This is a genomic window from Aquabacterium commune (genome assembly GCF_004362855.1).
GTDB lineage: Bacteria > Pseudomonadota > Gammaproteobacteria > Burkholderiales > Burkholderiaceae_C > Aquabacterium > Aquabacterium commune.
Genome location: NZ_SNXW01000011.1, coordinates 62,755 through 77,297, shown reverse-complemented (window position 1 = coordinate 77,297; position 14,543 = coordinate 62,755). Strand labels below are relative to the sequence as shown.

Annotated in this window: 13 protein-coding genes; 9 read left to right on the top strand and 4 right to left on the bottom strand. The window is 68.4% G+C overall.

The annotated features are described in order from the left end of the window. The first annotated feature begins 93 nt into the window (after window positions 1-93). Window positions 94-2,307, top strand: coding sequence for a cyanophycin synthetase (locus tag EV672_RS16150; protein ID WP_133611043.1), 2,214 nt, complete (start codon window positions 94-96; stop codon window positions 2,305-2,307). 16 nt (window positions 2,308-2,323) lie between these two features. After that, the gene (gene cphA / locus EV672_RS16145; protein WP_133611042.1) at window positions 2,324-4,903 is read left to right on the top strand and encodes a cyanophycin synthetase; all 2,580 of its coding nucleotides are present in this window, start codon (window positions 2,324-2,326) and stop codon (window positions 4,901-4,903) included. Here cphA and EV672_RS16140 read toward each other — a convergent pair. Further along, complete coding sequence (locus EV672_RS16140) at window positions 4,897-5,625, bottom strand: general secretion pathway protein GspB (RefSeq protein ID WP_133611041.1); 729 nt, start codon at window positions 5,623-5,625, stop codon at window positions 4,897-4,899. The two genes, cphA and EV672_RS16140, sit on opposite strands and share 7 nt — an antisense overlap. A 38-nt stretch (window positions 5,626-5,663) precedes the next feature. Continuing rightward, the gene (locus tag EV672_RS16135) at window positions 5,664-7,517 is read right to left on the bottom strand and encodes an ExeA family protein (protein ID WP_133611040.1); all 1,854 of its coding nucleotides are present in this window, start codon (window positions 7,515-7,517) and stop codon (window positions 5,664-5,666) included. A 40-nt stretch (window positions 7,518-7,557) separates the two neighbouring features. Between EV672_RS16135 and EV672_RS16130 the strand changes: the two genes are divergently transcribed. Then, a complete protein-coding gene (locus tag EV672_RS16130; RefSeq protein ID WP_133611039.1) occupies window positions 7,558-8,109 on the top strand; it encodes a hypothetical protein in 552 nt (183 codons plus the stop codon). A 15-nt stretch (window positions 8,110-8,124) separates the two neighbouring features. Next, entirely contained in the window at window positions 8,125-8,838 is a 714-nt protein-coding gene (locus EV672_RS16125) for an RNA ligase family protein (protein ID WP_133611038.1), read from the top strand. Between the two features lie 35 nt (window positions 8,839-8,873). On the opposite strand, the gene EV672_RS16120 is transcribed toward EV672_RS16125, so the two are convergent. Beyond that, on the bottom strand, window positions 8,874-10,106 hold the full coding sequence (locus tag EV672_RS16120; protein WP_133611037.1) for a M20 aminoacylase family protein: 1,233 nt from the start codon (window positions 10,104-10,106) through the stop codon (window positions 8,874-8,876). A 186-nt stretch (window positions 10,107-10,292) separates the two neighbouring features. Here EV672_RS16120 and EV672_RS16115 point away from each other — a divergent pair, with 186 nt between their 5' ends. Further along, complete coding sequence (locus EV672_RS16115) at window positions 10,293-10,610, top strand: polyhydroxyalkanoic acid system family protein (RefSeq protein ID WP_166643613.1); 318 nt, start codon at window positions 10,293-10,295, stop codon at window positions 10,608-10,610. A 36-nt stretch (window positions 10,611-10,646) separates the two neighbouring features. Here the strand turns inward: EV672_RS16115 and EV672_RS16110 are convergent, their stop codons facing one another. Beyond that, complete coding sequence (locus tag EV672_RS16110) at window positions 10,647-10,904, bottom strand: acyl-CoA-binding protein (protein WP_133611035.1); 258 nt, start codon at window positions 10,902-10,904, stop codon at window positions 10,647-10,649. Between the two features lie 145 nt (window positions 10,905-11,049). Between EV672_RS16110 and EV672_RS16105 the strand changes: the two genes are divergently transcribed. The 4 genes from EV672_RS16105 (at window position 11,050) to murA (ending at window position 14,542) form a co-directional block, all read left to right on the top strand. Further along, entirely contained in the window at window positions 11,050-12,021 is a 972-nt protein-coding gene (locus EV672_RS16105; protein ID WP_133611034.1) for an ABC transporter ATP-binding protein, read from the top strand. Continuing rightward, window positions 12,018-12,791 carry an ABC transporter permease gene (locus tag EV672_RS16100; RefSeq protein WP_424923170.1) on the top strand — a complete coding sequence of 258 codons (774 nt, stop codon included), beginning with the start codon at window positions 12,018-12,020 and terminating at the stop codon, window positions 12,789-12,791. The genes EV672_RS16105 and EV672_RS16100 overlap by 4 nt, the downstream gene beginning before the upstream one ends. 64 nt (window positions 12,792-12,855) lie before the next feature. Then, entirely contained in the window at window positions 12,856-13,128 is a 273-nt protein-coding gene (locus EV672_RS16095; protein WP_133611033.1) for a BolA family protein, read from the top strand. A gap of 112 nt (window positions 13,129-13,240) precedes the next feature. Continuing rightward, the gene (gene murA / locus EV672_RS16090; RefSeq protein WP_133611032.1) at window positions 13,241-14,542 is read left to right on the top strand and encodes a UDP-N-acetylglucosamine 1-carboxyvinyltransferase; all 1,302 of its coding nucleotides are present in this window, start codon (window positions 13,241-13,243) and stop codon (window positions 14,540-14,542) included. Window position 14,543: the final 1 nt, after the last annotated feature.

Genomic DNA, 14,543 nt, shown 5'->3' with positions numbered 1-14,543 from the left:
GGGTTTGGCTTTCACCCCTGCGCCTGCCCGGCTCGCACATGTCGGCCCCGTGAGTGGGGTCAAGGGATCAGGACGCAACACCGGCTGGTGCTTATGAGCAAGAAGAACGATTTGAAATTGCTGCGCACACGCTATCTGCGTGGACCGAACATCTGGACCTACCGTCCGGTGATGGAGGTCTGGCTGGACTTGGGCGAGTTGGAAGACTTCCCCTCCAACTTGCTGCCCGGCTTCAACCAGCGCCTGACGGCCCTGCTGCCGGCCCTGGTCGAGCACCACTGCGGTGTCGGCGAGCGCGGCGGCTTCATCCAGCGCCTGGAAGAGGGCACCTGGGCGGGCCACATCCTCGAACACATCGTCATCGAGTTGCTCAACCTGGCGGGCATGGCCACCGGTTTTGGCCAGACGCGCAGCACCTCGCAGCGGGGCATCTACCGCATGGTGTTCCGCGCCCGTGACGAGCAGGTCGGCCGCGTGGCCCTGCAGCAAGGTCATGCCCTGCTGATGGCCGCCATCAACGACGAGCCCTTCGATGTCAAGGCCGCGGTGGAAGCCGTGCGCACCCAGATCGACGACTGCTACCTCGGCCCCTCGACGGCGGCCATCGTGGGTGCGGCCACGGACCGGGGCATCCCACACATCCGCCTCAACGAGGGCAACCTCGTGCAGTTGGGCTATGGCGCCGCGCAGCGCCGCATCTGGACGGCCGAGACCGACAAGACCAGCGCCATCGCCGAAGGCATCGCCGGCAACAAGGACCTCACCAAAACCCTGCTGAAGGCCTGCGGCGTGCCCGTGCCCGAAGGCGAGGTGGTGGACAGCCCGGAAGCCGCCTGGGACACTGCCCAGGACATCGGCCTGCCGGTGGTGGTCAAGCCGCTGGACGGCAACCACGGCCGCGGTGTCTCGCTGGAACTGTCAGAACGCGCCGACGTGGAAGCCGCGTTCAAGATCGCCGAGACCGAGGGCAGCGACGTCATCGTCGAGAGCTTCATCCCCGGCGACGAGCACCGCCTGCTGGTGGTGGGCGGCAAGGTCGTGGCGGCGGCGCGCGGCGAGAGCCTGTGCATCGTCGGCAATGGCCGCGACAGCATCGTCCAACTGATCAACGACCAGCTCAACAGCGACCCCCGCCGCGGCGACGCCGAGGAATTCCCGCTGGAAACCATCATCCTGGACCGCGAGCCGGCCATGCGCCTGCTGCTGGAACGCCAGGGCCTGAGCGCCGAGTCGGTGCCGTCCGACGGGCAGCGCGTGCTGGTGCAGCGCAACGGCAACGTCGCCATCGACTGCACCGACGACGTCCACCCCGATGTGGCCCATGCCGCCAGCCTGGCCGCCCGCGTGGTGGGCCTGGACATCGCGGGCATCGACATGGTGGTCACCGATGTGTCCAAGCCGCTGTTGCCGCAGCGCGGCGCGGTGGTCGAGGTCAATGCCGGCCCCGGCTTGCTGATGCACTTGAAGCCTGCCGAGGGCCTGCCGCGTCCGGTGGGCAAGGCGATCGCCGACCACCTCTTCCATGAAGATGAAACCGGCCGCGTGCCCATCGTGGGCGTGGCCGGCTCTCATGGCACCACGCAGATCGCGCGCCTGGTGGCCTGGCTGCTGCACTTGAGTGGCAAGCACGTGGGCCTGGGCTGCCGCGAGGGCCTGTTCCTGGGCAGCCGCCGCATCGAAGGCGGCGACCGCGCCAATTTCGAAGCGGGCCAGCGCCTGCTGATGAACCGCGAGGTCGATGCCGTGGTGCTGGAGAACGGCGCAGCGAGCATCCTCAACGACGGCCTGGCCTACGACCGCTGCAGCGTGGGCGTGGTGACCGACCTGCACGGTGCCGAGGCCCCGGTGGCCCCTGCGCTGGCCGAGCACGACATCCACGAACCGGCCCAGATGTTCAAGGTGCTGCGCACCCAGGTGGACGTGGTGCTGTCCGATGGCGTGGCCGTGCTCAATGCCTCCGATGAGCGTGTGCTGGAGATGGCCGAGCTGTGCGATGGCGAAGTCATCCTCTACGACATCGACCACCAGAGCCCCGCCTTGGTGGCGCACCGCGCCAAGGGCGGCCGCACCGTGTCGGTCGATGGCCACCACGTGCTGCTGACCCACAACGGCCAGGTGCCCGTGCGCTGTGCCGACCTCAACAGCGCGGCCGCACGCCGCATGACCGCGGGCATCGCCGACCAGCCGGTGCCCGGCAGCAGCGTGCGTTGCCTGTTGGCCGCAGCCGGTGTGGCGTGGGCTCTGGGCATCTCGCCCGAGCTGATCTCCGCCGGTCTGGAAACCTTTGCCCCTTCGACCCAGAAGTGAATTGAGCGAGACACCCATGGACGTTTCCCGCATCCGTGCCCTGCGTGGCCCCAACCTCTGGAGCCGCCACACCGCCATCGAGGCCGTCGTGAGCTGCCCCGCGCCTGAGTGCAGCATCGACGGCCTGCCTGGCTTCGAGGGCCGCGTGCGCGAGCTCTTCCCCAGCATGGGGCCGCTGCGCCCCGATGGTCGCCCGGGCCAGATCAGCGTGGCGCATGTGCTGGAAACCGTGGCGCTGGCGCTGCAGGCCCAGGCTGGCTGCCCCGTCACCTTCAGCCGCACGGCCCAGACCGTGGAGGCCGGCACCTACCAGGTGGTGGTCGAGTACAGCGAAGAGTCGGTTGGCAAGAAGGCGTTCGACCACGCCATGGCGCTGGTCGAGGCCGCGCTCCAGAAAGGCAGCTTCGATGTCGAGGCCGCCTTGGCCGAGCTGCGTGAGCTTGATGAGGACGTGCGCCTGGGCCCCAGCACGGGCTCCATCGTGGACGCGGCCGTGGTCCGCGGCATCCCCTACCGCCGTCTGACGCAGGGCTCGCTGGTGCAGTTCGGCTGGGGCAGCAAGCAGCGCCGCATCTGGGCCGCCGAGGTGGACAACACCTCCGCCGTGGCCGAGTCCATCGCCCAGGACAAGGACCTGACCAAGCGCCTGCTGGCCTCGGCCGGCGTGCCGGTGCCCACGGGCCGCCCGGTCACCGACTTTGCCGACGCCTGCCTGGTGGCCGAAGAGATTGGCTGGCCGGTGGTGGTCAAGCCGCGCGACGGCAACCAGGGCAAGGGCGTGACGGTCAACATCGTCAGCACCGAGCACCTGGAAATCGCCCACAAAGTCGCGGCCGAGCATGGCGAGGTCATGGTCGAGCGCTACCTGCCGGGCAACGACTTCCGCCTGCTGGTGGTCGGTGATCGCCTGGTGGCCGCGGCCCGGCGTGACCCGCCGCACGTGATCGGCGATGGCGTGCACACCGTGCGCCAGTTGGTGGACAAGGTCAACGAAGACCCGCGCCGTGGCGAAGGCCATGCCACCTCGCTGACCAAGATCCGCTTCGACGAAATCGCCGTGGCGCGCCTGCAGGTGCAAGGCCTCAAGCCAGATGACGTGCCTGAAAAGGGCCGCCGCGTCATCATGCGCAACAACGCCAACCTGTCCACCGGTGGCACCGCCACCGACGTGACGGACGACGTGCACCCCGAGGTGGCGGCGCGCGCCATCGCCGCGGCCCAGACCATCGGCCTGGAGATCTGCGGTGTCGATGTGCTGGCCGAGAGCGTGCACCTGCCGCTGGAAGACCAGAACGGCGGCATCGTCGAGGTCAATGCCGCGCCGGGCCTGCGCATGCACCTGTCGCCGTCCTACGGCAAGGGCCGCAACGTGGGCGAAGCCGTCATCAACAACCTCTACAAGCCGGGTGACGACGGCCGCATCCCCGTGGTGGCCGTGACCGGCACCAATGGCAAGACGACCACCGCGCGCCTGACCGCGCACCTGCTGGCCACCTCCGGCCTGCGCGTGGGCATGACCAACACCGATGGCGTCTATGTGAACGGCCGCCAGATCGACAGTGGCGACTGCTCCGGCCCCAAGAGCGCGCGCAATGTGCTGATGCATCCCGATGTCGATGCCGCCGTGTTCGAGACCGCCCGTGGCGGCATCCTGCGCGAAGGCCTGGGTTTTGACCGCTGCGGCACGGCCGTGGTGACCAACATCGGCGCCGGCGACCACCTCGGCCTGAACTACATCACCACCGTGGAAGACCTGGCCGTGCTCAAGCGCGTCATCGTCGTCAACGTGGCGCCCACGGGTTACGCCGTGCTGAACGCGGCCGACCCCATCGTGGTGGCGATGGCGCCCAAGTGCCCGGGCGGCATCATCTATTTCGCGATGGACCCGCACAACCCGGTGCTGACGACGCACCGTGCCCAGGGCAAGCGCGCCATCTGCGTGGACGGCGACGCCATCGTGGTGTCCGAGGGCAACTGGCGCGAAAGCCTGTTGCTGCGCGACATCCCGCTGACGCGCCAGGGCAGCATCGGCTTCCAGGTCGAGAACGTGATGGCGTCCATCGGCGCGGCCTGGAGCGCCGGCATGGACTGGGCCGTGATCCGCGCCGGTCTGGCCAGCTTCGTGAGCGACTCCGACAACGCGCCGGGCCGTTTCAACGTGATGAGCTTCCGTGGCGCCACGGTGATCGCCGACTACGGCCACAACCCGGACGCCATGCGCGCCCTGGTCAACGCGGTGAACGGCATCCCGGCCAAGCGCCGCAGCGTGGTCATCAGCGGTGCGGGCGACCGCCGCGACGAGGACATCCGCGAGCAGACCGCGATCCTGGGCGAAGCCTTCGACGACTTCATCCTCTACCAGGATGCCTGTCAGCGTGGTCGCGAAGACGGCGAGGTGCTGGGCCTGTTGCGCGAAGGCCTGAGCAAGGCCCAGCGTGCGCAGCGCGTCGATGAGGTCCGTGGCGAGTTCGCGGCCATCGACACGGCGCTGGAGCGCCTGCAACCCGGCGACCTCTGCCTGGTGCTGGTGGACCAGGTCGAGGAAGCACTGGCCCACCTGGCCCAGCGCTGCGCGGAGCCCGTGCCGGCTCAGTAAGCCACGCTGTAGCGGTGGTCCTTGAAGCGGAACACCGCCGATTTCAGCTTGATTTCTTCCAGCACCAGCCCCGGCGCGGGCTGGTCGCCCTCATGGAAGACGCTGCCATTGAGCACGAGCATGCGGTTGGCCGGCACGTCCGAGTGCATGGCCCCGCCAATGCTCAGGGCCGGCAGTTCGCGGCGCACATCCTCTGGCAGTTCGGCCACGGGCACCACGCGGCGCGGGGCGTCGCGCAAGGACGCGTCCACGTGCAGGGCCGATGGGCTTGGCGTTGTGCGCGATGGTGTGCCGGCGTCCGCCCGACTCGGCGCATTGCGGCGGGCGGGCTCCGAGGCGGCGTTTTCCTGCGCCATGCGCCCGTCGCCTGGCGATGCAAGCCGAGGTGGCGGCACGACTTGCGGCTGCGCGAGGGACGTTGGTGGCGCCACGGCCACCGCGGGTGGTGCCACAGGCGCTGTGACGGTTGGCGCAGCACCGTTCGCATCGGAGGCCGCGGCTGGCTCTGGCTGAGACCTCAGCCACCACACGCCCGCCAGCAGCACCAGACCTGCGGCCACCCCCCCCACGGCCCACTGCAGGCCCACCGCAGCGCTGACAGGCCCTTGGCCGCCGCGGTCGGACGCGTTGGTGGCATGGCCGTGCTGCGTGTGCAGGCTGGGCACGCCTTCGCGCTCGCGTTCCGCGTCGGCTTTTTTCAGGGCATCCAGGATGTAGGACATGGTCGGACCTCGGGAATCGGGCAGGTGCGCTCGCCCGCTCAGCGGCGCGGCGGGCTGGGGCGATCGGCCGCGGGGGCAGGCACGCTTTGCACCAGGCGCGGTTCGGGCACGCCACTGGCGCGGTTGATCAGCATGAAGGTGGTGGCACCGGCCACGCCATCGGGTTTGAGGCCTTGGGCCAGTTGGAAGGCCTGCAGACGGGCTTGCAAGGCCGCGTCCAGCCGGGCCGGTGTGACGGCGGCGGGACCGTGGTCGATCTTCGCCAGCCTCATCGCCAGCCAATCGACGGCCGGGCCGCTCTGTCCTTGCGTGACCTTGTTGCGCAAGCCCTCCGGTGCGCGCCAGAGCGTTGCGAAGTCGCCGCGCCAGATGCTGGACAAGGCGCTCAGGGGCATGCGCACGGTGGCGTCGCCCACCTGCAACCAGGCCTGGCGGGCGTCGATCTGCGTCAGCACGGCATGCCGCGTGCGGCCTTGTTCGTCTTGCAGGGCCAGCAGGGCGGGGCGGTCCAGCTGCACCAGCAGGCTCAGCCCGCCGCTGGCACGGAAGCACACCAGGTCTTGCCTGCGCGCTTGGGTGCAGGGGTCGCCATGGCCCAGCTTGACCTGCCAGCGTTGGGCCAGTTCACGCCAGCCCGCGGCCTCGTCGGTGCTGGCACGTTGCACGAGCGCCTGGGGGCTGAGCTCTGCGGCCGATGCGGGTGCAGGTGCAGGCGCGAATGGCGCGAATGGCACTGCCGCCGAAGGCGCCGCGCTGGCCGTGCCGCTGGCCACACCGTTGGTGATGGCACCCATCGGCGCGGAGGGGGCGGTGCGCGATGCCGTGCTCGCTGCCGACGCCAGAGCCTGCGTCGGCGCGGCAGTCGCGGGGGTGCCCGGTCTGTGCAGCCACGCACCCATCCCCAGCCCGGCCATGCCCAACACCAGGCTGCCACCCAGCCCAGCCCAGGCCCAGCGCGGCCAGTCGGCCCAGGGCAGGGTTTGGTGCCCCGTGTGGCCTGGGTGAGGCTGCCCACCGGAGGCCGTGCCGTGTGAAGCGCTGGCTTGCGCCGGGGGGTGTGCCAAGAAGTGCTGTCCCTCGAAGACCTCGGCCGCGGCCTTGTCCACAATGGTGCGGTCCACCCGCGCCTTGCTCTCGGCGAAGGCGCCCAGCAAGGCGCGGTCGCACAGCAGATTGATGCGGCGTGGCACGCCTTTGGTGATCTGGTGGATGCGGCGCACGGCCTTGCCATCGAACAGCGTGCCGCGGCGCAGGCCCGCCGTGGCCAGCCGGTGCTGGATGTACTGGGCGGTCTCGTCCTCCGAGAGGGCGTCCAGGTGGAAGCGCGCGATCACGCGCTGGGCCAGCTGCTCCAGTTCGGGCTGGGCCAGCATCTGGCGCAACTCCGGCTGGCCGATGAGGATGATCTGCAGCAGCTTGCGCTCGCTGGTCTCCAGGTTGGTCAGCAGGCGCAGCTGCTCCAGCACCTCGGTGGACAGGTTCTGCGCCTCGTCGATGATGAGGACGTTGTTCTGACCCACCGCGTGCGTCTTCAGCAGGTACTCGTTGAGCGCATCGACATGCGCCTTCATCGAGGCCTGGCCCGAGGCATCGGGCGCCACGGGGATGCGGAACTCGTCGCAGATGGCCTGCAGCAACTCCGCGGCATTGAGCTTGGGGTTGAAGATGTAGGCCACGTTGCAGCGGCGCGGGATCTGCTCCAGGAAGCAGCGGCAGACCGTGGTCTTGCCCGCACCGATTTCGCCCGTCAGCAGCACGAAGCCACCCCCGCCACCCACGCCATAAAGCAAGTGGGCCAGCGCTTCGCGGTGGCGTTCGCTCATGAAGAGGTAGCGCGGGTCGGGGGCGATGGAAAAAGGCGCCTGCCTGAGTCCGAAATACGAGGCGTACATGGGCACCAAGGATACCCGCGACGCGAGGCAGAATCAGGCCATGAAGCCGCCCGTTCCACCGCCCCCTGCCTTGCCGCCGTTCGCGGAGTTGTGCGTGGTTGACACCAACGTCATCCTCGTGGCCAACGGCCAGCACCCGGCGGTGTCGGAGGCCTGCGTGCAGACCTGCCGCGATTGGCTGGAACAGATCATGGCGTGTGGCCGCATCGTGCTGGACGATGGCTTCGAGATCCTGCACGAGTACCGCCACAAGACCAACCCGCAAGCCGGGCAGGGCGCGGGCGATGCCTTCGTGCGCTGGGTGCTGCACCACGTCAACGACGCCAGCCGCTGCGAGTTGGTGCACCTGGAAGCCGACCCGGTCTGGGGCTTTCGCCACTTCCCGCACGACGAGCGCCTCTGGGACTTCGACCCGGCCGACCGCAAGTTCGTGGCCGTGGCTTGCCGCCACCCGCAGCACCCGCCCATCCTGCAGGCGGCCGACTCCAAATGGGTGGACTGGGCGCCCTGCCTGGCCGATGTCGGCGTGGCCGTTCACTTCCTGTGCGACCGCGAAGTCCACCAGTTCCACCTGCACAAGTTCGGCCGCTGAGCCTGGAGCCTTGCCATGAACACCGCCACGAACACCCCCTCCAGCGCCCACGATTTCTTCCGCTTCCCCCACACGCCCCACCTGGCCTGGCTGGCCAACGGCACGCCGCGCGATGACAAGGTGCTGTCGCCCGACGAGGCCCGGGCCTTGCTGCACCATGCCGTGGTCGTCGAGGAAAAGCTCGACGGCGCCAACATGGGCATCTCGTTTTCCAGCGAAGGCGTGCTGCACGTGCAGAACCGCGGCCAGTACCTCAACAAGCCCTATGGCGGCCAGTTCGCGCGCCTGGACGAGTGGCTGAGCGTGCGCGAAGGCGAGCTGTTCGACGCCCTGGGCGACACCCTGATGCTGTTCGGCGAATGGTGTGCGGCCCAGCACTCGCTGGACTACGCCGCCTTGCCCGACTGGTTCCTGGCCTTCGATGTGTACGACCGCGCCGAGCAGCGCTTCTGGAGCACAAGCCGACGCCACGCGCTGGCCACGCAACTGGGCCTGCGCGAGGTGCCGCGTGTCAGCTCAGGCCAGACCTCGCTGCCCGAGTTGACCGAGTGGGTGCAGACCCACCGCAGCCATTACCGCGAGGGCTCGCTCGAAGGCGTGGTGGTGCGCCACGAAGACGCCGAATGGCTGCTGCAGCGGGCCAAGCTCGTGCGGCCCGACTTCGTGCAGAGCATCGAGGAACACTGGCGCAGCCGCGCCCTGCAGTGGAACCGCATCGCCTGGGATTGAGCCCTGGGATGGTGCCTTGGGCTGGCGTCGGGCGCTCAGGCCCGCGCCAGCCAGCGTTCCACCAGCTTCACCCACAGCGTCGCGCCCAAGGGGATGAGCGTGTCGTTGAAGTCGTAGCTGGGGTTGTGCAGCATGCAGGGCCCCAGACCGTGACCGCCTTCGCGGTGCGAGCCATCGCCATTGCCGATCACGAAATACGCGCCCGGCTTGGCCTGCAGGAAGTAGCTGAAGTCTTCCGCGCCCATCGTGGGTTCGAACTCGTGCACCTGGTCGGCGCCCACCAGCTCAGCCATCACCTCGCGCACGAACTGGGCCTCGAAAGCGTGGTTCACGGTGGGCGGGTAGTTGCGGCTGAATTTGAAATCGGCCTCGGCGCCAAAGGCCGCGCACAGCTGCTGGGTGATCTCGCGCATGCGGTTTTCGATCAGGTCCAGCACCTCGGTGGTGAAGGTGCGCACCGTGCCTTGCATCACCACCGATTCGGGGATGACGTTGGTGGCCTCGCCGGCCTGGATCATGGTCACCGAGATGACGCCCGTCTCCACCGGCCGCACATTGCGCGTCAGGATGGTCTGGTAGGCCTGCACCAGCTGGCAGGCCACGGGCACGGGGTCGATGCCCAGGTGCGGCATGGCGCCGTGGCAGCCCTTGCCGCGGATGGTGATGTGGAACTCGTTGCTCGACGCAAAGCAAGGCCCATTGCGCACGGCGAAGCTGCCCACGGGCATGCCGGGCCAGTTGTGCATGCCGAAGATGGCGTCCATCGGGAAGCGCTCGAACAGGCCGTCGCGGACCATCTCCCGCGCGCCGCCGCCGCCTTCTTCTGCGGGCTGGAACACCACATACACCGTGCCTGCGAAATCGCGGTGCGCCGCCAGGTGCTGGGCCGCGGACAGCAGCATGGCGACGTGGCCGTCGTGGCCGCAGGCGTGCATCTTGCCGTGGTGGCGACTGGCGTGGGCGAAGGTGTTGTGCTCCGTCATGGGCAGGGCGTCCATGTCGGCACGCAGGCCGAGGGCGCGCGGGCCCGGGCGCAAGCCCTGGATGACACCGACCACGCCGGTTTTGCCCAAGCCGCGGCGCACCTCGATGCCGAAAGACGCCAGCGTGCCCGCCACGATGTCAGCGGTGCGCTCCTCCTCGAAGCACAGCTCGGGGTGGGCATGGATGTCCCGGCGCAACACGCGGATGGCCTCGGCCTGGTCCAGCAATTCGGGCAGAACGGTGGGGGGCAGTCCGGTGGGCGAACCAGTGGCTGATGCGGTCATGGTGTCTGAGGCAGGGCGAGCGTGGCTGGCGAAAGCGGGCGAGTGGCAGCGCACATGCATGCGGCGCTTCATCTTACCTCCGCGTCCTGCCGGCCGCACGGATGCCGCGGACCGGTTTACAGTGCGGTGCCCGCGGATTCACCCGGGGCGATCCAGCCAGTTCGGCAAGTTTGCAAGGAGACCGCCGTGAGCGACGTGACGTTCCAACAATCGCACACCCTGGGCCTGGACAAGGCCCGTGAACTGGCCCAGAAGTGGGTGGACACCTCGGCGTCCCAGCTGGGCCTGACTTGCCAGCACCAGCAAGGCGCGGATCAGGACACCATCACCTTCGAGCGCATGGGCGTCAAAGGCACGATGAAGGTGACGGGCACCGAGTTCGACCTGAGCATCAAGCTCGGCATGATGATGTCGGCGCTCAAGCCCATGATCGAGGCCGAAGTGGCCAAGAGCCTGGGCCGCTTGATCGAGAAGTCGCAGAACAGGGCCGAGGGCCAGGCCTGAGCTTGCGCTTCGGCCCGTGCCCCAACCCGTCCGCGTTCACTTCTTCAGCGATTCGATCAGGTCGATGTAGGCCTGCTTGGCGGCGTCCTGGGTCTTGCCCTTGAGGCTGGCCCAGGCGTCGTACTTGGCGCGGCCCACGAAATCCATCATGCCGGGGCGGTCGCCCTGCACATCGCCCACGCTGCCTTGCTTGAACAGCGAGTAAATCTGCAGCAGGGTGCTGTTGTCGGGCTTGGCGGGCAGCAGCTTGGAATCGGCCAGGGCCTGGTCGAAGCGGGCTTGCAGATCGGACATGTTCTTGTCTCCTGTGGGTGTGTCAAGGCCGGGCCATGTTACTACCCGTTCCATGCGCTCAAGCCCTCGGCAGCCCCCTCAAAACAGGGCCTGAAAAACCTGGGGTCAGCGCGCGCAAGGTGGCCTCTCTAGAATGCGGACCTCCATGAATGCCATCTCCTTCCAGCAGGTCACCAAGACCTTTGCCTCCGCCGGCCGCGAGGTCCGTGCCCTGCAGGGCGTGAGCTTCGACATCGCCGAGGGCGAGTTCTTCGGCCTGCTCGGCCCCAACGGCGCGGGCAAAACCACCCTCATCAGCATCCTGGCGGGCCTCAGCCGCGCCACGTCTGGCCGCGTCACGGTGCAGGGCCACGATGTGGTGAGCGACTACGCCGCCGCCCGCCGCGCCTTGGGCGTGGTGCCGCAGGAGCTGGTGTTCGACCCCTTCTTCTCGGTGCGCGAGACCCTGCGCATCCAGAGCGCCTACTTCGGCCTGCGCCGCAACGACGACTGGATCGACGAGCTGCTGGCCCACCTGGGGCTGGCTGACAAGGCCGAGGCCAACATGCGCCAGCTCTCGGGTGGCATGAAGCGCCGCGTGCTGGTGGCCCAGGCCCTGGTGCACCGCCCGCCGGTCATCGTGCTGGACGAGCCCACCGCGGGCGTCGATGTGGAACTGCGTCAAACGCTGTGGCAGTTCATCGCCAAGCTCAACAAGGACGGCCACACCGTGCTGCTGACCACGCACTATTTGGAAGAGGCCGAGGCCCTGTGCCACCGCATCGGCATGCTCAAGCAGGGGCAGCTGGTGGCGCTGGACCGCACCTCGGCCCTGCTGGCGGGCACGGCCTCCACCATGCTGCGCTTCAAGACGGATGCGGCCCTGCCGCCTGCACTGGCCGCGCAGGCCCGCATCACCGGGCGCATCGTGCAGTTGCCCGCGCACGATGCCGCCGAGGTCGAGCACACGCTGGCGGCGTTGCGCGAAGCCGGCTGTGCCATCGAGGACCTGGAGATGGGCCGCGCCGACCTGGAAGATGTGTTCCTGGCCATCATGCAAGGCCGCCTGACGCCACCGCCGCCTGCTGTGGCGCCGGACGGTGGCATGGTTGCCTCCGCGCAGGGGGTGTCGGCATGAGCTGGCTCGCATCCCTGCAGGGCGCCCGCCCGCTGTTTGTCAAGGAAGTGCTGCGCTTCTGGAAGGTGGCAGCGCAGACCGTCGGAGCGCCCGTGCTGACGGCCGTGCTCTACCTGCTCATCTTCGGCCACGTGCTGGAGAACCACGTGCAGGTCTATCCCGGCGTGGGCTACACGGCCTTCCTGGTGCCCGGCCTGGTGATGATGTCGGTGCTGCAGAACGCCTTTGCCAACAGCTCGTCCTCGCTGATCCAGAGCAAGATCACGGGCAACCTCGTGTTCGTGCTGCTGACGCCGCTGTCCCACCGCGCCTGGTTCCTGGCCTATGTCGGCGCCTCGTTGGTGCGCGGCCTGATGGTCGGCACGGGCGTCTGGCTGGCCACGGTGGTGTTCGCCGCGCCCCAGATGGCGCAGCCGCTGTGGGCGCTGACCTTCGCGGTGCTGGGTGGCTGCCTGCTGGGCTCGCTGGGCCTGATCGCCGGGCTGTGGGCTGACAAATTCGACCAGATGGCGGCCTTCCAGAACTTCGTCATCCTGCCCATGACCTTCCTGTCGGGCGTGTTCTACTCGGTGCACTCCCTGCCCGATTTCTGGCACGGCGTCTCGCGCCTCAACCCATTCTTCTACCTGATCGACGGATTCCGTCGCGGCTTTTTCGGCCAGAGCGACGTCAGCCCCTGGTTGAGCCTGGCGGTGGTGCTGAGCGTCACGCTCGCGGTGGCCGCTGTGGCCTTGCGCCTGCTGAAAACGGGCTACAAAATCCGGCACTGAACCGTCCGCGCCCCCAGTTTGCGTCCCATTTTTCGTCCGATCTCCCGTCCGAACCGAGCACCCCATGGCCAATCCCACGCCCGCCGAAGTCCAGCACTACATCGCCGCTGGTCTGCCCTGCACCCACCTGGAAGTGGAGGGCGATGGCCAGCATTTCTTTGCCACCATCGTCTCGGCCGAGTTCGACGGCAAGAACCGCGTGGCGCGCCACCAGCGCGTCTATCAGGCCCTGGGCGATAGAATGCGAGCTGAGATCCACGCCCTGTCGATGAAGACCCTGACGCCGGCAGAGTGGTCGCAACAGGCGCCTCAGGCCCCCCAAGCCCCTGGCGGCTGAAGCGCGCCGGATTTCCCGCCAAGGCATTTCACCCAGGCACCTCGCCCCTGCAACCTTTTCACCCGGCGCATGCGTCACCCCTGTGCGGTGGCCCGTGCGCCCTTCGTGCTTCATGGACAAACTCCTGATCCGTGGTGGTCGCCGCCTGCAAGGCGAAGTGACGATCTCCGGCGCCAAGAACGCCGCCCTGCCTGACCTCTGCGCCACGCTGCTGAGCGCCGAGCCCGTGACCCTGCACAACGTGCCGCGCCTCAAAGACGTGGGCACGACGCTGAAGCTGCTGGGCAACATGGGCGTGGTCCACGAGGCCGATGCGGCCGACGCCAGCACCATCACCCTGGACGCCGGCCAGGTCCACACGCCCGAGGCGCCCTACGAGCTGGTCAAGACCATGCGCGCCTCCATCCTGGTGCTGGGTCCGCTGTTGGCGCGTTTTGGCAAGGCGCGGGTGTCGCTGCCAGGTGGTTGCGCCATCGGCTCGCGCCCGGTGGACCAGCACATCAAAGGCCTGCAGGCCATGGGCGCGCAGATCATGGTGGCGCACGGCTACATCGAGGCCAGCACGCCGTTGGGCAACGATGGCCAGCCCACCCGCCTCAAGGGCGCGCGCATCACCACCGACATGGTCACCGTCACCGGCACCGAGAACCTGCTGATGGCCGCCACCCTGGCCGAAGGCGAAACGGTGCTGGAGAACGCCGCGCAAGAGCCTGAAATCGTGGACCTGGCGAACCTGCTGATCGCCATGGGCGCGCAGATCGAGGGCCAAGGCACGCACCGCATCCGCATCCAGGGCGTGGACCGCCTGCATGGCCTGAGCGGCACGCAAGCCCACCACATCATCCCCGACCGCATCGAGACGGGCACCTTCCTGTGCGCCGTCGGTGCCGCGGGTGGCGACGTCACCCTGCGCCGCACCGATGCCGACCAGCTCGAAGCCGTCATCGACAAGCTGCGCGAAGCCGGCGTTTCGCTCGACATCGGCCCCGACTGGATCCGCGTGCAAGGCAAGGGCCGCCCCAAGGCCGTGGGTTTCCGCACCAAGGAGCACCCGGGCTTCCCCACCGACATGCAGGCGCAGTTCATGGCGCTCAACAGCGTGGCCGAGGGCACGGCGGTGATCCAGGAGAACATCTTCGAGAACCGCTTCATGCACGTCAACGAGCTGATCCGCCTCGGTGCGAAGGTCAATGTCGATGGCCACACCGCCGTGGTGACAGGCGTGCCGCAGCTCTCGGGCGCCATCGTCATGGCCACCGACTTGCGCGCCTCGGCCAGCCTGGTGATCGCCGGCCTGGTGGCCGAGGGCGAAACGGTCGTCGATCGCATCTACCACCTCGACCGTGGCTACGACCGCATGGAAGAGAAGCTGCGCGGCATTGGCGCCGACATCGAACGCGTCAAGGAAGCATGAC